Here is a 17,621-nt window from a genome sequence, read left to right as displayed (position 1 = left end):
CGCTTAGCTAGTTTGGGTGACCATCGAACGTGGTATTCGAGGTACAGTTCAGGCCATGTCGAGGTTGCTGCTGGCCTGCGTGTTCGCGCTGATGAGCGTTGTCGGGATCGCCGGTGTGGCGTCCGCGCAAGAGGTGCGGAACGCGCCGGTGGCAGCGCAGCAGACGACAGCGGTGAACCCTGCTCCCAGCGTGAACGCGCCGCAGGAGCAGTCCCCGGAAGAGCGGGCGGAGACCAGGAAGAAGCTGTGGATGGGCGGCATCGCCCTCGTGCTGTTCGGGCTGGTCTACCTCCGCAACAAGAAGCGTTGGGCGATGTGGCGCAAGGAGCGCAAGGCCAAGAAGGGCTGAGCGGCCCTGGGACGGCTCGTCTCACCTGATGGGACGTAATAGTCAAAGTTAAGCGTGTCTCTCGACCATTTGCGTCATCGTTGATCGGTCAGACCGAAACTCGCTCGCCGCTCGGCGCAGCGCTGCGACCGGCCGTCCGGTTGATCATCATCAGCGCGCCGTGTCCCACGGGTGGTGATGCAGGATGGTGGCAAATGGGTACCGACTTGAAGATCAGCACTCGCTCGGCCGTCGAGCGGTACTCGGACGCCCTGCTGGACCTCTCGCACTCGATCCACGCCGAGCCGGAGCTGGCGTTCGAGGAGCACCGCAGCGCCGAGAAGATCGCGTCGTTGCTGGTCAGGGAGGGTTTCGAGGTCGACCGCGGTGTCGCTGACCTCGACACGGCCTTCGTCGCGACCTACGGCGACGGCGAGCTGGTGCTGGGGCTCTGCGCCGAGTACGACGCCCTGCCCGAGGTGGGGCACGCGTGCGGGCACAACGTCATCGCCGCCGCGTCCGTCGGCGCCGCGCTCGCTCTGCGTGACGTCGCCGACCGCCTGGGTGTCACCGTGAAGGTGATCGGCACTCCGGCCGAGGAGGTCGGTGGCGGCAAGGTCCTCATGCTGGAACGGGGCGTGTTCGACGGCGTCTCGCTCTCGATGATGGTGCACCCCGCGCCGTACGAGTCGTGCGCCGCGAAGTCGCTGGCCATCACGGACCTGAAGGTGCACTACACGGGCAAGCCGTCGCACGCGGCCGCCGCTCCGCACCTGGGTGTCAACGCCGCGGACGCGGTCACGATCGCGCAGATGTCGATCAGCCTGCTGAGGCAGCACTTCGAGCCGGGGCAGATGGTGAGCGGCATCGTCACCCACGGCGGCACCGTGCCGAACGTAATACCCGCCCACGCGTCGGCGATGTTCGACGTGAGGGCGGAGAACCTGGAATCGTTGCAGCGCCTGGAGAACCGGATCCGGGACTGCTTCAAGGCCGGCGCGCTCGCGACCGGCTGCACCCATGAGGTCGAGCAGGTGTCGCCGATCTACGCGGAGCTGACTCCCGACCAGTGGCTGGCGGACGCCTACCGGCGCGCGGCCACCGAGCTGGGACGACGCCCTCTCCCGCCGGAGCAGGAGCAGCGGGAGAAGATCGGAAGCACCGACATGGGCAACGTGACACGAGTGTTGCCCGCCATCCACCCGACCATCGCCATCGACTGCGGAGACGCGGTGAACCACCAACAAGAGTTCGCGACCGCCTGTGCCTCGGCGTCGGCCGACCGTGCGCTCCTCGACGGAGCACTTGCCATGGCTTGGACGACGATCGCGACAGCCACCGATTCCCAGCAGCGCGCACGGCTGCTGGCCCGCGGAGGTGCGGCATGACGGTCCTGGACTCCCGGCCCTCGGGTCCCTCAACTGTGAAGACGTCCCCTGAGATGCTCGTCGGCCCCACCGGGGTGAGCATGTCTGATGTGGATGATCTCGGAGACGGCCGCGGCCCCGCCTGGCTCGACGACTGGCTGAAGGTGCACGCCGCCGACGTCGTCGCCTGGCGCCGCCACATCCACGCCAACCCCGAGCTCTCCCGCCGCGAGTACAACACCACCGAGCTGGTGGCGAAGCTGCTGCGCGAGGTCGGCCTCAAGCCGCGCATCCTCCCCGGCGGCACGGGCATGGTCTGCGACGTCGGCAGCGGCCCCCGCTGCGTGGCGCTGCGCGCCGACATGGACGCCCTCCCGCTGCACGAGAACACCGGGCTCCCGTTCGGATCCACTGTGGACGGTGTGTCGCACGCGTGCGGTCACGACGCCCACACGACGGTGCTGCTCGCCACTGCTCTCGCGCTGGCCTCGGCCACGGAGCTACCGGGCCGCGTCCGCCTGGTGTTCCAGCCGGCGGAGGAGGTCATGCCCGGCGGCGCGCTCGACGTGCTGGCGGCGGGCGGTCTCGACGGCGTGGAGCGCATCTTCGGCCTGCACTGCGACCCCCGCCTGCAGGTCGGCCGCATCGGCACCCGCATCGGCGCCATCACGTCGGCCTCCGACCTGCTGGAGCTGCGCCTCAACTCGCCGGGCGGCCACACCTCGCGCCCGCACCTGACCGCGGACCTGGTCCACGCCCTCGGCACGGTCATCACCGGCCTGCCGACGATGCTGTCGCGCCGCGTCGACCCCCGCTCCGGCACCGTCCTGGTGTGGGGCGCGGTCCACGCGGGCGAGGCGCCCAACGCCGTGCCGCAGGACGGCCTGCTGCGCGGCACGCTGCGCACCGGCGACCGCAACATCTGGGCCGAGCTGGAGCCGCTGGTCAAGGACCTGGTCACCGGCCTGCTGGCGCCCACCGGCGTCGGCTTCGACCTGCACCACCGCCGCGGGGTGCCGCCCGTGGTGAACGAGCGCGAGTCCACGCAGATCCTGCGTGCCGGTATCGAGGCCGCGCTCGGGGACGACGCGCTGGCCGGGACCGAGCAGTCCTCCGGTGGGGAGGACTTCGGGTGGTACCTGGAGCACGTTCCCGGGGCGTTCGCCCGGTTGGGTGTGTGGGACGGGGTGGAGAAGCAGCGGGATCTGCACCAGCCGACGTTCGACCTGGATGAGCGGGCTCTGCTGGTCGGGGTTCGGGTGATGGTTCACACGGCTTTGGCTGCATTGGCCTGATCGTGGTGGCGGCGAGCCCCTGGACCCTTCGGGTTCAGGGGCTCGTTGTTCTGTTCGGGGTCTTTCGCTTCGCATCGCCTTGGGTTTTGTCCGCGTTGTGCGGTGTTCCGTCGGCGATGCGAAGCGAAATCGGGTGTGGTCAGCTCACCGGCTCGGTCAGTTGTGCCCTTGCTTCCGGGGCCGCTGCCCGGACCGCGTCCGCCGCCTGGTCGTCCGGCTTGGTCTGGGAGGTGCGTTCGGCCTCCACGCGGGCGTTGTAGACCTCCACCTCGCGCTTGATCGCGTCCTCGTCCCAGTTCAGCACCGGGGCCACCAGGCGCGCCACCGCCTCTGCCGAGTCGACGCCTCGGTGGGCGTACTCGATGGAGATGCGGGTGCGCCTCGTGAGGATGTCCTCCAGGTGCATCGCGCCCTCGTGGGAGACCGCGTACAGCGCTTCCACCTGGAGGTAGTCCGGGGAGGCCGGGATCGGCTTCAGCAGGTCCGGGTTGTCGGCCGCCAGGGACAGGACCTCGTGCACCAGGGAGCCGTAGCGGTCCAGCAGGTGGCGGACCCGGTACGGGTGCAGGCCGTGCTTGGCCGCCAGCTGGTCCGCCTGGTTGACCAGGGCGTGGTAGCCGTCGGCTCCCACCAGCGGGACCTTGTCCGTGATCGACGGCTGGATTCGGCCGGGGAGGTCCACGTGGGCCGCGTCCACGGCGTCCGCGCCCATCACGCGGTACGTCGTGTACTTGCCGCCCGCGATGGCCACCAGGCCCGGGGCCACGCGTGCCACCGCGTGTTCTCGGGAGAGCTTCGACGTCGAGTCCGACTCGCCCGCCAGCAGGGGGCGCAGGCCCGCGTAGACGCCCTCGATGTCGTCGTGGGTCAGCGGGGTCGCGAGGACCGAGTTGACGTGTTCGAGGATGTAGTCGATGTCGTGCTGGGTGGCGGCCGGGTGTGCCAGGTCCAGGTTCCAGTCCGTGTCGGTGGTGCCGACGATCCAGTGGTTGCGCCACGGGATGACGAACAGCACGGACTTCTCGGTGCGCAGGATCATCCCGGACTCGGCGACGATCCGGTCGCGCGGGACGACGATGTGCACGCCCTTCGACGCGCGCACGCGGAACCGGCCCCGTGAGCCGGACAGGCGCTGCAGCTCGTCGGTCCAGACGCCCGTCGCGTTGATCACGGCGTGCGCCCGCACGTCGACCTCGCGGCCGTCCTCGACGTCGCGCACCCGCACGCCGGACACGCGGTCCGCCTCGCGCAGGAACGCCACCACCTGGGTCGACGTGCGCACCACCGCGCCGTAGTGGGCGGCGGTGCGGCCCACCATCATCGTGTGGCGGGCATCGTCGGCCTGGGCGTCGTAGTAGCGGATGCCGCCGATCAGCGCGTCGCGCTTCAGCGCGGGGACCAGGCGCAGCGCGCCGGCGCGGGTCAGGTGCTTCTGGCCCGGCACGGACCGGGCGCCGCCCATCGTGTCGTAGAGGAACAGGCCGGCCGCCGTGTACGGACGCTCCCAGACCCTGTTCGACAGCGGGTAGAGGAACGGCACCGGCTTCACCAGGTGCGGCGCGATGCGCGTGAGCATGAGCTCGCGTTCGCGCAGTGCCTCGCGGACCAGACCGAACTCGAGCTGCTCCAGGTAGCGCAGGCCGCCGTGGAACAGCTTGGAGGAGCGGCTCGACGTGCCGGACGCCAGGTCGCGGGCCTCGACGAGCGCCACCCGCAGACCGCGGGTGGCGGCGTCCAGCGCGGCACCGACGCCCACCACACCACCGCCGACCACGACGAGGTCGAACGTCTCGGCTTCCAGCCGCTGCCACGACTCCTCGCGCTCGGCCGGGCCCAGTCTGCCGGTGATCGGCGGTGCGCTGGGGCTTTGCGGTTCTGCAGCTGCGTTCTTTCGCGTGGCCACGACAGGCGCCTCCCTGTGACGACTCGCGGATCACGTTACCTGCAGCAACGCCCGTCCGCCGCTGGGCGAGCCCGCCAGGTCCCAATGGCCTGAAAACGGCCCATGCGACCGCACTTGGCATGGACAACTGATCAGCTCGGTAATAGCGTCCGACCTCGTTGTAGGCGGGCAGCGCGGCCCTGACCTCAGGTGTGCGCGCCCTCCTCAGGCCGCAAGCACGCGGGAGGTCGGCAATGAGTGCAGGCTCGATCTTCATCTGGGAGATGCTGGGGACCGCGGTCCTCATCCTCCTGGGCACCGGTGTCGTCGCGAACCAGGTGCTCAAGGACACACTCGGCAACAGCACCGGGTTCCTCTTCGTCAACGTCGGCTGGGCCTTCGCCGTCTTCACCGGCGCCAGCATCGCCAACCCGAGCGGGGCGCACCTCAACCCCGCCGTCACCCTGGGTCTCGCCATCGCGGACAAGACGCCGTGGGGTGACGTTCCCTTCTACGTCCTCGGACAGATGGTCGGCGCGATCATCGGTGCGATGCTCTGCTGGGCCACCTACAAGCTCCAGTTCGACACGCACGACGACCCGCAGAACACGCTCGGCATCTTCTCCACCGGACCGACGGTGCCGAACGCCCCGTGGAACGTCGTCTCCGAGATCATCGGCACGTTCGTGCTCGTCGCGTGGATCCTGCTGTCGCCGGGCGCCAAGGTGGCCGTCGACGGCGTGCCGACGTTCGGCAACTCGGCGCTCGGGTACGCGGCCGTCGCGTTCGTCGTCCTGGTGATCGGCACCTCGCTCGGTGGCCCCACGGGCTACGCCATCAACCCGGCGCGCGACCTCGGTCCGCGCATCGCCTACGCGTTCCTCATGCCGATCCGCAACAAGGGCAACGCGAACTGGAGCTACTCCTGGGTCCCCGTCGTGGGCCCGCTCATCGGTGGCGCGCTCGCCGCGTTGCTCTACCTGGTTCTCCCGGTCTGAAAGGACTTCCCGCATGACCCAGTACGTGGCCGCGATCGACCAGGGCACCACGTCGACGCGTTGCATGATCTTCGACCACTCGGGCCGGGTGGTGTCGGTCGACCAGAAGGAGCACGAGCAGATCTTCCCCAGGGCCGGCTGGGTCGAGCACGATCCGAAGGAGGTCTGGCAGAACACCCGCCAGGTCGCCGCCGGCGCGCTGGCGAAGGCCGACCTGTCCACTTCGGACATCGTCGCCGTCGGCATCACCAACCAGCGCGAGACCGCCGTGGTGTGGGACAAGAACACCGGCGAAGCCGTCTACAACGCCATCGTCTGGCAGGACACCCGCACCGACAAGATCGTCACCGAGCTGGGCAACCTCGGCGGTGGTCAGGAGCGCTACCGCGCCAAGGTCGGCCTGCCGCTCGCGACCTACTTCTCCGGGCCGAAGGTCCGCTGGATCCTCGACAACGTCGAGGGCGCGCGGGAGAAGGCCGAGGCGGGCGACCTGCTGTTCGGCAACATGGACACGTGGGTGCTGTGGAACATGACGGGCGGCACCGAGGGCGGCGTGCACGTCACCGACCCCACGAATGCCTCGCGCACCATGCTGATGGACCTCGACACGCTGCAGTGGGACGCGGAGATCGCCTCCGACATGGGCATCCCGATGTCCATGCTGCCGGAGATCCGGTCGTCGTCCGAGGTCTACGGCCAGGTGCGCGAACGCGGCGCGCTGGCCGGCGTGCCGATCGCCGGCATCCTCGGCGACCAGCAGGCGGCCACGTTCGGCCAGGCCTGCCTCTCGCCCGGTGAGGCCAAGAACACCTACGGCACCGGCAACTTCATGCTGCTCAACACCGGCACCGAGAAGGTGATGAGCGAGAACGGGTTGCTCACCACCATCTGCTACAAGATCGGCGAGGCCGCGCCCGTCTACGCGCTGGAGGGCTCGATCGCGGTCACCGGTTCGCTGGTGCAGTGGCTGCGCGACAACCTCGGCATGATCGGCTCCGCGGCCGAGATCGAGGAGCACGCGAAGTCGGTGGAGGACAACGGCGGCGCGTACTTCGTGCCCGCGTTCTCCGGTCTCTTCGCGCCTTACTGGCGTTCCGACGCCCGCGGCGCGATCGTCGGCCTGACCAGGTTCGTCAACAAGGGCCACCTCGCGCGGGCCGTGCTGGAGGCGACCGCCTTCCAGACCCGCGAGGTGCTCGATGCGATGAACGCCGACTCGGGCGTCGACCTGACCGCGTTGAAGGTCGACGGCGGCATGGTCGTGAACGAGCTGCTCATGCAGTTCCAGGCCGACATCCTGGGCGTGCCGGTGATCAGGCCCGTCGTGTCGGAGACGACCGCGCTGGGCGCCGCCTACGCCGCCGGTCTCGCGGTCGGGTTCTGGAAGTCGGAGGACGACATCCGCGACAACTGGGCCGAGGACAAGAAGTGGGAGCCGCGGATGGACTCCGAGCGCCGCGACTCGGAGTACAAGAACTGGAAGAAGGCCGTCAGCAAGACCTTCGACTGGGTCGAGGACTGATGTCGTGCTGTTGAGGCTGAGCCGCTGAGGTCGAACTACTGGGCAGGGGCTGCGTGCACGATCACGTTGTCGCGGGTGCCGCACGTGATCAGGCGCAGCCCCTCCTCGTTCGCGTCGCGCGCGACGGCCTCCGCGAAGAAGTCGTCGCGGATGACCCTTTCCGTGCGCGACACCGTGAAGCGGGCGACCGAACCGTCCTTCTTGGACACTTCGAGGAGGTCGCCCTGCTGGAGGTCGTTCAGCCGGTAGAAGACGCCCCTGGCCTTGTTGCTCTCGATCCGCCCGACGATGATCCACTGCTTCGGCTGCGTCTGGTGCCAGCCGGCCTGCATGCCCTCGCTGACCGGCGGCATCTCGACGACGCCCTGCGGGTCGAGGCCGAGCGCCACCAGCGACGACCGCACGCCGATCCGTTCGATCCGCAGCTCCATCGGGTCGGACGTGCCCAGCGGTGACACGACCGGTGGTGGAGCCACCTCGCTCGTCGCCGCCGACGGCTTCGGTGCCGCGGCCTGCGAGCAGGCGGTGGCCAGGGCCGCGGTCAGCACCGCGATCAAGACACGAGTCCCCACGGACCTATTGACGCACATCCGGTGGGCTCGTTGCCCGTCCGACCGAGATTGATCAAGAACCGGTACGCGCACCGGTCGCCGCGGCCTAGTCCAGATCGTCGTGCCGCATCAGCTGGCGACCGGCCTCGGTGAGGGAGCCCGTGAGCGACGGGTACACCGAGAACGTCGTGGCGAGGTGCTCGACCGTGAGCTGGTTCTGCACCGCCAGCGCGATCGGCAGGATCAGCTCGCTCGCGTTCGGGGCCACGACCACGCCGCCGATGACCACGCCGGTGGCCGGGCGGCAGAACAGCTTCACGAAACCGCGGCGCAACCCCTCCATCTTGGCGCGGGGGTTCGTGGCGAGCGGCAGCATGATCGTGCGCGCCGGGACCTCGCCCGAGTCGATCGCCTGCTGGCTGATGCCGACGCTCGCGATCTCCGGGTTGGTGAAGACGTTCGCGGCGACGGTCTTGAGCTTGATCGGGCTGACGCCCTCGCCCAGCGCGTGCCACATCGCGATGCGGCCCTGCATGGCGGCGACGGACGCGAGCAGCAGCACACCGGTGCAGTCGCCGGCCGCGTAGACGCCGCTGACGTTGGTCCGGCTCACCCGGTCGACGGGGATGTAGCCGCCGCGCCCGAGCTCGATGCCGATCTTGTCGAGGCCGATGTCGGTCGTGTTGGGCACCGAGCCGACGGTCATCAGGGCGTGCGACGCCTCGATCGTGCGACCGTCTTCCAGGTGGATCAGCACACCGTCGCCGGTGTTCTCGACCTTGTCCGCGCGGGCGTGCTTGACGACGGCCGTGCCGCGCTCGGCGAACACGTCCTCGAGCACCGCGGCCGCGTCGGCGTCCTCGTGGGGGAGCACGCGGTCCCGGCTGGAGACCATCGTCACCTTCACGCCCATCTCGGTGTAGGCGCTGGCGAACTCGACACCCGTGACGCCGGACCCGATCACCGCGAGGTGTTCGGGCAGCTCGGGGAGGTCGTAGATCTGCCGCCAGGTGAGGATCCGCTTGCCGTCCGGCTCGGCGCCCTGCAACACGCGCGGCGTCGCGCCCGTTGCGATGAGCACCACATCGGCGTCGAGGACCTCCTCGGTCCCGTCCGCGCCGATCGCCACGACCTGGTGCTGCGCGAGCCCGCGGGACCCGTCGGCGAACTTCGCCCGCCCGTTGATCAGCCGGACGCCCTCGCGCTGGAGCCGCGCCCGCACGTCCGCGGACTGGGCGAGAGCGAGCCCCTTCACCCGTCCGTGTACGACCGGCAGGTCGACGGCGGCGTGCTCGTTGTTGGTCTGAATGCCCAGCTCACCGGCGTTGCGGAAGGAGCTGCGGGCCCCGGCCGAGGCGATGAAGGTCTTCGACGGCACGCAGTCGTACAACACGCACGCGCCACCCGCCCCGTCGCTCTCCACCACGGTCACGTCGGCGCCGTGCTGGGCCGCGACCAGGGCTGCCTCGTAACCTGCGGGTCCGCCGCCCATGATGACGATGCGGGTCACGATCAGTCCCTTCTGCGTGCTTGCTGGCCGGCACAACCGTACGCGTTGCCCGAATCGCGCGTGTCGTCAGTACCTAAAGCTGATCGATGGGTCGCTACGCTGTCGGACGTGCCGCTCTATGCCGCGTACGGGTCGAACATGGATCCGAACCAGATGATGGAGCGAGCCCCGTACTCCCCGCTCGCGGGGACCGGCTGGCTCGTCAATTGGCGTCTGACGTTCGGTGGCGAGGACCTCGGCTGGGAAGGCGCCCTCGCGACGATCGTCGAGGAGCCCGACCAGCAGACGTTCTGCGTGCTCTACGACGTCTCACCCCGCGACGAGTCGCGCCTGGACAGGTGGGAGGGCGCACTCGGCCTGTACAAGAAGATCAGGCTGCGCGTGCAGACCCTCGAGGGGTCCGTGGTGGCGTGGCTGTACGTGCTGGACGCGTACGAGGGCGGGCTGCCGTCCGCCCGGTACATCGGGGTGGTGGCCGACGCGGCCGAGGCCGCCGGTGCGCCGGACGACTACGTCAACGACCTGCGGACCCGGCCCTGCCAGGGCATCGGTCCGTGATCCCGGCTGGCCGGGTCTGACCTGACGGCTCGGGCCCGAGCCGTCAGGTACCCGCCGCCTCCGCCAGCAGCTCCACCAGGTGGTGGTGCATGCGGCGGTAGTCCACCGGCGTGATGGTCGACCAGGGCGGCTGCCCGTCCGAGCTGCGCCTCATCTGCAGGTAGCGGCCCTTGGGGCTGTCGTAGAACGCCACCACGCGGTCCGGGCGCACGCGCTTGCCCCACTTGTCGCGGGCGGCCGCGCCGAACTGGCCCCTGTTCGTGGCGTCGCGGACCATCTCGGCCAGGGTCAGGGCGTCGTCGTCGCGCAGGTGGCCGCGCAACGCCTCGGCCAGTTCCTCCGGAGTGGTCGCCGAGGCCGCTGCCGCGTCCAGGTCGGCCGAGGGCAGGGTGATCGAGTGGCCCTCGCCCGCAGGAGCCGTCGGCAGGGCGGTCAGGGCCTCGCGCGGCAGGCCGTCGGCCTCCGCCGGGCGCAGAACCAGCTGGCCGCCGTCCAGGACCGCCAAGACGCCTGCCTGGCCCTTGCCGGCGGCCAGGACGCGGACGCTGCGTTCGTTGAGCCACATGCGGGCGTCGATCTCCTGCTGCGGGCGGTCCAGCACGTGCAGCAGGTCTTCCAGCGTCGGGTCCAGGGAGCGGGGACCGCCCAGGCCCCGCGCTCCCAGCTGGCGCCAGACCTGGTCCTCGACGTCCCGCCGCTCCTCGCGGGTCTTGCCCGGCGACGGGACCTTCAGCACGAGGGGCATCGTCTCCAGGCCCAGGTGCTCCCAGAGGACGTCGAACTCCAGCGTGGAGATGATCACCGGGTCGCGCGTGTCGCTCGTCCCGGCGTCCAAGCCGAACAGGGTCATCAGTCGGTCGAGCTCTCCCCGATCACGGGCAGCGAGTAGCTGCCCACGCCGTAGATGTCGTCGCGTTCGCGCAGGTAGTCGGCGGCCTTGTGCTCCAGGTCGTCCTCGTCCTCGCCCTTGCGCGGGCCCATGCCGCCGAAGGGGTCGAACGACTGCATCGGGACGGCCCTGCGGTGCACCTGGTCGTTGTTCTGCGCGCCGACCGTGCCCATCGGGCCCATGGCGGACCCGCCGGCGTTGTTCACGGTCGCGGTGTGGCCCTGGTTCATGACCGTGCCCATCGCGGCACCGGACGACATCGTGGCGCCGTCCTCCATGAACTTCGGCTGGTCCGCGCCGCCGCCGTGCTGGGAGCCGGACCGGCTGCCGCTGCCCGAGCGCTGGCCGGGCAGACCGACACCCGCGGTACCGGTGCCCGCGCCACCGGCGCCCGATCCGTTCGTCGGGACCGTGGTCGAGAGGTGCTTCGAGGACGTGCCGGTCGTCGTCGACGTGCTCGAGGTGCGCGTCGTGGAGCCCGGCGTGGTCGGCGAGGACGGCGTGGCGCCCCGCGACGGCGTCGTGGTGGTCGTGCCGCGCGTGCCGGAGCCGTTGCGGCCGCCGGTGATCCCGCCGGACGTGCCGTTGGGGCCCACGCCCCAGACCGCCGCCGTGCCGATGTTCGTGCCACCGCCGTGCGTGACGCCGGTGCCGCTGATCTGGAGCTGCGGCGGCTGGGTGAACTGGCCCAGCGTCGAGGTGTTCGCCGTGGTGGACGACGCGTAGGTGGTCATGACCTCACGGGCGCGGCGCTCGGCGGCGTCCTGGGCCGCCTCCTGCTTCTCGTGGTCGGTCTGGCCGCCGAAGAGGTGGGTCAGGCCCGCGACCAGGGCACCCGGCTGCTCCGCGGTCACGGTGACCGGGGCCGGCATGTCCGCGCGGGCCTTCGAGACGTAGCCGGCCTGCAGCTCCGCCGAGTAGCGCATGACGTCCGAGCCGGTGCGGGCGCTGTCGGCCCACGCGGCGATCGGGTTGAGGCCCGACTGCGCCATCTCGGCCGCCTTGCCGGACCACTTGGCGCCGGAGGAGGTGATGCCGGAGTGCAGGTCGTCGTTGATCTCGGTCAGCGCGGCCGACACGCCCTGCCAGCGCTCCATCGACGCGAACGACGCCGAGGGGCCGGGGCCGGAGTGGATGCGCTCGTACAGCTCCTTGTGGCTGTAGCCCTGCCAGCGGTGGTCTGCCATGTCAGCACCCGCTCTTGTTCATCATGCCGGTGTTGTCGCCCTCGACCGTGGCGTACTGGCGCTCGATCTGGTTGAGGTTGTCCATCGCGGTCTTGAGCTGGCGCTGGTAGTTCAGCAGCGCCTGCAGCGCGGAGTCGCCGTCGGCGATCGAGCGGTCGTTGAACTTCTCCGCGGCCTCCGCGCTCACCGGGTCGCCCGCCCACGGGCGGACGCGGAACTCGGTGATGGCCATCTCGATCTGCTTGTCGAGCTTCGTCAGCGCGGCCGAGAACGTGTTGCGCAACGCCGGGATGGCCTCCGGTTCCACGTTCAGCTGATGCTGGACGGATGGCGAGGAGTCAGCCCCGCTGCGTCCTCCTGGCGGCATCGCGAAACCTCCGGCGATCGGCGTACTGGCGCGCTGTCACTCTATCCACCCAAGGTAACGCTGTGGAGTGCGATCAGTGACATCCGCCCGTGTGGGTCAGCGCTTCTGTAGCAAACCGGCCATCACGGCTTCTGCCACGCGCTGGGCCCCGAGGCAGAGATGATCTTGTTGCACGGCGGTGGAGTTGCCCCCGTCGCGGAACATGACGTCGACGAACTGCCCATTGGCAACGTCTATTTCCACATTGCAGACGTCGTGCACGTCGGGTGTGCGGACGGTGATCGCCGCGAACCCCTCGATCGAGCCGACCGTGAAGTCGGCCTGCGCGTTCTCCGACAGCCACACGTCGGCGCCCGAGACGAGCACGAGTGCGATCCTCGCCACATTTCCGCTCGTGGTGCTCCGGATCGTGCACGCCTTGGCCCCGCCGAAGCTCGCGTCGACGTACGCGCTGGGCGGGTTGTCGAGGCTGAGCGACATGAGCTGGTCGGGCGAGAGGATCGCGCAGGGCTCCACCGCGTCGACCGGCACCTCACGCGGTCGTTGGGGGAAGTCCATCCGCGAGACGGACGTCGTCGGAGGCGGTGGGGGCGGCGGCGGTGTGGTCAGCGAGCTCTGCCGCGGCGCGGCCGTGCACCCGCCGGCCAGCACCACCGCGACGATCAGGAGCGCCGGGGTCCGCATGGCCGGTCACGGTAGCTGCTCCGGCGCCGGATCCGTCGCCAGCCGTGACCACTGCAACTCGTCGACGCGCTGGTCATCGATGATCTCGTTGTCCCGAAGACGACCCTCCAGGGTGAATCCGCATTTCTCCGCGACGCGCTGGGACGAGGGGTTCTCCACCGCGTGCTTGTAGACGATCCGGTGCAGGCCCGCCCCGCCGAACGCCCAGCCGAGCACGGCGTTGAGGGCCGTCGGCAGCACGCCCTTGCCGCGGTGGGCCGGGTGGGTCCAGCAGGACACCTCGGCCGACCCGAGCCGGTGGTCGAGGTTGTGGAGGATCACCCCGGCGGTCACCTCCGCGGTGACGGCGTCGCACACCGCCCAGGACCAGCGGTAGTTCTTCTCCCAGCCCATGGTCATGAACTGGACGTACATCTCCGCCGCCGCCTCGCTGCTCGGCGCCAGCGCGTACAGGTACCGCCGGGTGGCCGGGTCCGCGTAGGCCTCGACGAGCGCGCGCAGGTCGCTGACGCGGTCGTCGTTGCGGAAGGCGCGCAGGTAGTAGTCACCCGCGTTGATCTCTACTGGCTCCACGCGTGGAGAGGCTAGCCCTCGCCGGTGAACCCGTCGTGCCGTTCCGCCAGATCGTCGAGCTCGCCGCGGTGCGCGGAGGCCGGCGTGCCGTCCGGGGCGGTGGTCAGCTCGACGACCCAGTCCACGTCCTCGGCGTCGTCCTCGCCCGCCAGCATGTCGCGGTGCACGTCGCACGGGCCCCAGCCGTCCTCCCGCAACGACGCGGCCAGCTCCTCGGCCTCGTCGCGGTCGGGCAGGATCAGCAGCACGGTCGGCGGGATCAGCCCGCGCACCGCCAGCGCCTCGCGCAACGCCGCCGTGTCCGGCACGTGCACGCCGTCCAGCCCCGCCTCGCTCGCCGCGGCCGCGTTCTCGGCCGAGTCGTCGCAGAACACGCCGGTCGGGTAGCCCAGCTCGTCGAGCACCCTGCGGTAGATCGCGGGGTCCGGCTTCGCGAGGCCCAGCCGCGCGGAGTTGAAGACGGCGTCGAACTCGGCGTCCAGGCCGAGCAGTTCCAGGTCGGCTTCGAGGCGGGTGGTCGCGTTGGACAGCAACGCGACGAAGCACTGCTCTCGTGCCTTCCGCACCAACGCCAGCGCCTCGGGGATCACGGACCCGACGACGGCCCACGCGTCGACTTCCTCGCGCGGGATCACTCGGGCTATCTCGTCGTGCCACTGCTCGTCGGTGATCCGGCCCGTGACGGCGCGGCGCAGCAACGCCGGTTCGAAGGCGACCTCGGCGATCCGCGGTGGCGTGGGCTCGTAGGAGCGGAGCACGCCGTCTAGGTCCAGCAGCAGCAACGGTTTCAGCGCCGGCGTCCGTTCCACTGGCCCCACAGGATCGCCACGGCGGGGATGAGCAGGAAGATCAGCGGGTTCTTCACCAGCACGAAGAACGCGATCACCACGGCCACGCCCACCACGGGGATGACCGCGCCCTCCCACCGGCGGGCCGGGGCACGGGAGGGCTCGGGGAACAACGCCATCGGCGTCGCGAACGTCGGCCGCGGGTCGGGCAGGTCGTGGAACAACGACATCAGCTCACCGCGGGTCTTCGCGGTGGTGATCCTCGCGGACCGCTCGCCGTACTCCTCGACGTCGATGCGGCCCGCGCTCATGTGCTCACCGAGCACCTGCAACGCCTGCTGGCGTTCGGCGTCACCGACGCGGATGTCCCTGGACGGGTCGCTCACGCTGCCAATCGTAGGTGAGCGACCCGGCGGGTCAGTCCTTCAGCTCGCAGATCACGGTGCCCTGGGTGATCGGGTCGCCGGGCGCGGCGGCCAGGCCCGTCACGGTGCCCGCCTTGTGCGCCGTCACCGGGTTCTCCATCTTCATGGCCTCCAGCACCACGACCAGGTCGCCCGCCTCGACGGTCTGCCCGTCCTCGACGGCCACCTTCACGATCGTGCCCTGCATCGGCGCCGCCACCGCGTCACCGGACACCGCCGCGGACGAGCCGCCGGCCCGCTTCGCCTTGGGCTTCTTCCCCCCGGCGGCGGCAGCGGGACGAGCCCCCACCGCGAGGTCGCCGGGCAGCGACACCTCCAGCCGGCGTCCGCCCACCTCGACCACGACGGTCTGCCGCGGCGAGTCCTCGGCGGCGTCGGCGCCGCCGGTGAACGGCTCGATCCGGTTGTCGAACTCCGTCTCGATCCACCGGGTGTGCACGGTGAAGCCCTCGGGCTTCTCGGCGGTGAACGCCGCGTCCCGCACGATCGCGCGGTGGAACGGCAGCACGGTCGCCATGCCCTCGACGACCATCTCGTCCAGCGCGCGGCGGGCGCGGGCCAGCGCGTCCTCGCGGGTCTCGCCGGTCACGACCAGCTTGGCCAGCAGCGAGTCGAACTGGCCGCCGACCACCGAGCCGCTCTCGACACCGGCGTCGACGCGGACGCCAGGACCGGACGGCGCGACGAACGTGGTGACCGTGCCCGGTGCCGGGAGGAAGCCGCGGCCGGCGTCCTCGCCGTTGATCCGGAACTCGATCGAGTGTGCGCGCGGCGTCGGGTCCTCGGTGTAGCGCAGCTTCTCGCCCGCGGCGATGCGGAACTGCTCGCGCACCAGGTCGAGGCCCGTCGTCTCCTCCGACACCGGGTGTTCGACCTGCAGGCGCGTGTTGACCTCGAGGAACGAGATCGAGCCGTCGAGGGCGACGAGGTACTCGACGGTGCCGGCGCCGTGGTAGCCCGCCTCCAGGCAGATCGCCTTGGCGGAGGAGTGGATCGTGGCGCGCTGCTCGTCGGTCAGGAACGGCGCGGGCGCCTCCTCGACCAGCTTCTGGTGGCGGCGCTGCAACGAGCAGTCGCGGGTGCCGACGACGATCACGTTGCCGTGGGTGTCGGCGAGGACCTGCGCCTCGACGTGGCGGGGCTTGTCCAGGTAGCGCTCGACGAAGCACTCGCCGCGGCCGAACGCCGTGACGGCCTCGCGGACCGCCGAGTCGAACAGCTCCGGGATCTCCTCCATCGTGCGCGCGACCTTGAGGCCGCGGCCGCCGCCGCCGAACGCCGCCTTGATCGCGACGGGGAGACCGTGCTCGGAGGCGAACGCGATGATCTCGTCGGGGCCGTCGACCGGGTCGGTGGTGCCGGGCACCAGGGGCGCGCCCGCGCGCGTCGCGATGTGCCGCGCGGTCACCTTGTCGCCGAGGTCGCGGATGGCCTGCGGGGTGGGGCCGATCCACACCAGACCCGCGTCGAGGACGGCCTGGGCGAACTCGGCGTTCTCGGACAGGAAGCCGTAACCGGGGTGCACGGAGTCGGCGCCGGACCGCGCGGCCGCGTCCAGCACCTTCTCGATCGACAGGTAGCTCTCGCCGGGGGTGGAGCCGCCGAGCGCGAACGCCTCGTCGGCGAGCCGGACGAACGGCGCGTCCCGGTCGGGGTCGGCGTAGACGGCGACGCTCGTCAGCCCGGCGTCACGGCAGGCGCGGATGACCCGGACGGCGATCTCACCGCGGTTGGCGATGAGGACCTTGCGCAGCGACACGGCGTCGTACCTCCTGCTGGACCGGTGAATTACGGCTCTGGCTGGTGCCGCAGTCTACGGAAATCGGTGAACTCCGAGAGGGAGAGACGGCTCACTCCACCACGGCGGCGGGGGGATCGGCCACAATCTCCCGTTGTGGGTGTGCCCAGGTCTGTGCAGGTGACCGCGGTCGCCGCCGCCGTGATCGTCGTCGCGGGGCTGGTGTTCGCCTATTTCCAGCGCCCCGGCAACACCGATTCAGGTCAATACGGAACCGATTCCGGAATGCGCTGCGGCACCACCGTGTGCCAGGTCGTCATCGGCAAGTCGGTCGGCGGCGACCTCGTCGAGCTGCTCGGCGGGACGGGCGGCGGCCGGATCAGGATCAGCGGCGAGTCGGGCCCGTCCGTCTTCGAGATGACGATCGTCGAGTCCGGCGCCGTCGTGACCGCGAAGTCGCTGCAGTGCGTGGACGCGGAGGTGAGCGTCTGCCTCGTGCACGGCGCCCGCGGCACGGACCTGCTCGGCGAGGTGCTGGTCCGCAGGGACGGCGCGTGGTCGCGGGCGGAGGCCTACCTGTCCACCGGCGGGTTCCTCGGGCTGCACGACGTCAACTCCGACGGCACCGCGGACGTCGTCGCCGTGCAGCTGGCGTGCGACGGCCAGTGCGTCAACGCGTTCGTGCAGGTGTTCTCGGTCGTCGGACCGGACCTCGGCTGCACGGCGACGGCACCGGCCCGCGACCAGCTCCCTGGCTGGCCCGAACCGGTGCCGTCGTTGTCCGACCTGCGCCCCTGCGCGGAGGGCTAGTGCGGTGACCACAATCCTCACCGGGTTGCGCGCGGCCCAGGTGGACGCCTCGCGGCACCTCCCCCACGCCCCCGTACCACCAGTACGAGGACGTGGGGGAGGCACCACGATGCATCGCCCTGGACCGGTCGCAACCCGGCAAGGGTTCG

18 protein-coding genes are annotated in these 17,621 nt (G+C 70.5%); 7 read left to right on the top strand and 11 right to left on the bottom strand.

The window, feature by feature from the left end:
• Positions 1-55 precede the first annotated feature (55 nt).
• From VF330_RS16040 to VF330_RS16030, 3 genes are all read left to right on the top strand, one after another.
• Complete coding sequence (locus VF330_RS16040) at positions 56-349, top strand: hypothetical protein (RefSeq protein ID WP_330852392.1); 294 nt, start codon at positions 56-58, stop codon at positions 347-349.
• 194 nt (positions 350-543) lie between these two features.
• Positions 544-1,716: a M20 family metallopeptidase gene (locus VF330_RS16035; protein WP_330852391.1), complete on the top strand. Its 1,173-nt coding sequence runs from the start codon at positions 544-546 to the stop codon at positions 1,714-1,716.
• Positions 1,713-2,990 (top strand): amidohydrolase, encoded by a 1,278-nt coding sequence (locus VF330_RS16030; protein WP_330852390.1) that lies wholly within the window; start codon positions 1,713-1,715, stop codon positions 2,988-2,990. Before VF330_RS16035 ends, VF330_RS16030 begins: the two co-directional genes overlap by 4 nt.
• Before the next feature lie 139 nt (positions 2,991-3,129).
• On the opposite strand, the gene VF330_RS16025 is transcribed toward VF330_RS16030, so the two are convergent.
• Positions 3,130-4,839 carry a glycerol-3-phosphate dehydrogenase/oxidase gene (locus VF330_RS16025; RefSeq protein WP_330852400.1) on the bottom strand — a complete coding sequence of 570 codons (1,710 nt, stop codon included), beginning with the start codon at positions 4,837-4,839 and terminating at the stop codon, positions 3,130-3,132.
• A gap of 287 nt (positions 4,840-5,126) precedes the next feature.
• Between VF330_RS16025 and VF330_RS16020 the strand changes: the two genes are divergently transcribed.
• Both VF330_RS16020 and glpK read left to right on the top strand, forming a co-directional pair.
• Positions 5,127-5,870: an MIP/aquaporin family protein gene (locus tag VF330_RS16020; protein ID WP_330852389.1), complete on the top strand. Its 744-nt coding sequence runs from the start codon at positions 5,127-5,129 to the stop codon at positions 5,868-5,870.
• 13 nt (positions 5,871-5,883) lie between these two features.
• Positions 5,884-7,392, top strand: a complete 1,509-nt coding sequence (glpK, locus tag VF330_RS16015) for a glycerol kinase GlpK (protein WP_330852388.1) — start codon at positions 5,884-5,886, stop codon at positions 7,390-7,392.
• A gap of 35 nt (positions 7,393-7,427) precedes the next feature.
• On the opposite strand, the gene VF330_RS16010 is transcribed toward glpK, so the two are convergent.
• Entirely contained in the window at positions 7,428-7,964 is a 537-nt protein-coding gene (locus tag VF330_RS16010; protein ID WP_330852387.1) for a sortase domain-bontaining protein, read from the bottom strand.
• Positions 7,965-8,049: 85 nt separating this feature from the next.
• Complete coding sequence (locus VF330_RS16005; RefSeq protein ID WP_330852386.1) at positions 8,050-9,453, bottom strand: NAD(P)H-quinone dehydrogenase; 1,404 nt, start codon at positions 9,451-9,453, stop codon at positions 8,050-8,052.
• Between the two features lie 108 nt (positions 9,454-9,561).
• Here VF330_RS16005 and VF330_RS16000 point away from each other — a divergent pair, with 108 nt between their 5' ends.
• Positions 9,562-10,011, top strand: a complete 450-nt coding sequence (locus VF330_RS16000; RefSeq protein WP_330852385.1) for a gamma-glutamylcyclotransferase family protein — start codon at positions 9,562-9,564, stop codon at positions 10,009-10,011.
• Positions 10,012-10,054: 43 nt separating this feature from the next.
• Here VF330_RS16000 and VF330_RS15995 read toward each other — a convergent pair whose 3' ends face one another.
• The 8 genes from VF330_RS15995 to VF330_RS15960 all read right to left on the bottom strand — a co-directional run bounded on the left by VF330_RS15995 (position 10,055) and on the right by VF330_RS15960 (position 16,683).
• A complete protein-coding gene (locus VF330_RS15995; protein ID WP_330852384.1) occupies positions 10,055-10,861 on the bottom strand; it encodes an ESX secretion-associated protein EspG in 807 nt (268 codons plus the stop codon).
• Entirely contained in the window at positions 10,861-12,087 is a 1,227-nt protein-coding gene (locus VF330_RS15990; RefSeq protein ID WP_330852383.1) for a PPE domain-containing protein, read from the bottom strand. The genes VF330_RS15995 and VF330_RS15990 overlap by 1 nt, the downstream gene beginning before the upstream one ends.
• Position 12,088: 1 nt before the next feature.
• Entirely contained in the window at positions 12,089-12,394 is a 306-nt protein-coding gene (locus tag VF330_RS15985; RefSeq protein WP_330852382.1) for a transcriptional regulator, read from the bottom strand.
• A 156-nt stretch (positions 12,395-12,550) separates the two neighbouring features.
• A complete protein-coding gene (locus tag VF330_RS15980; protein ID WP_330852381.1) occupies positions 12,551-13,138 on the bottom strand; it encodes a DUF3558 domain-containing protein in 588 nt (195 codons plus the stop codon).
• A 6-nt stretch (positions 13,139-13,144) separates the two neighbouring features.
• Positions 13,145-13,711 (bottom strand): GNAT family protein, encoded by a 567-nt coding sequence (locus VF330_RS15975; protein WP_330852380.1) that lies wholly within the window; start codon positions 13,709-13,711, stop codon positions 13,145-13,147.
• 11 nt (positions 13,712-13,722) lie between these two features.
• A complete protein-coding gene (locus VF330_RS15970) occupies positions 13,723-14,520 on the bottom strand; it encodes an HAD-IA family hydrolase (RefSeq protein ID WP_330852379.1) in 798 nt (265 codons plus the stop codon).
• Complete coding sequence (locus VF330_RS15965; RefSeq protein WP_330852378.1) at positions 14,499-14,885, bottom strand: DUF1707 domain-containing protein; 387 nt, start codon at positions 14,883-14,885, stop codon at positions 14,499-14,501. The genes VF330_RS15970 and VF330_RS15965 overlap by 22 nt, the downstream gene beginning before the upstream one ends.
• A 31-nt stretch (positions 14,886-14,916) precedes the next feature.
• Positions 14,917-16,683 (bottom strand): acetyl/propionyl/methylcrotonyl-CoA carboxylase subunit alpha, encoded by a 1,767-nt coding sequence (locus VF330_RS15960; protein ID WP_330852377.1) that lies wholly within the window; start codon positions 16,681-16,683, stop codon positions 14,917-14,919.
• A gap of 141 nt (positions 16,684-16,824) precedes the next feature.
• Between VF330_RS15960 and VF330_RS15955 the strand changes: the two genes are divergently transcribed.
• Positions 16,825-17,472, top strand: a complete 648-nt coding sequence (locus VF330_RS15955) for a hypothetical protein (RefSeq protein ID WP_330852376.1) — start codon at positions 16,825-16,827, stop codon at positions 17,470-17,472.
• Positions 17,473-17,621 lie beyond the last annotated feature (149 nt).

Origin of the sequence: Lentzea sp., assembly GCF_036380075.1 — a bacterium.
Taxonomy (GTDB): Bacteria; Actinomycetota; Actinomycetes; order Mycobacteriales; family Pseudonocardiaceae; genus Lentzea.
The sequence above is the reverse complement of the archived record's forward strand: the minus strand, read 5'-3'. Positions and strand labels throughout refer to the sequence as shown.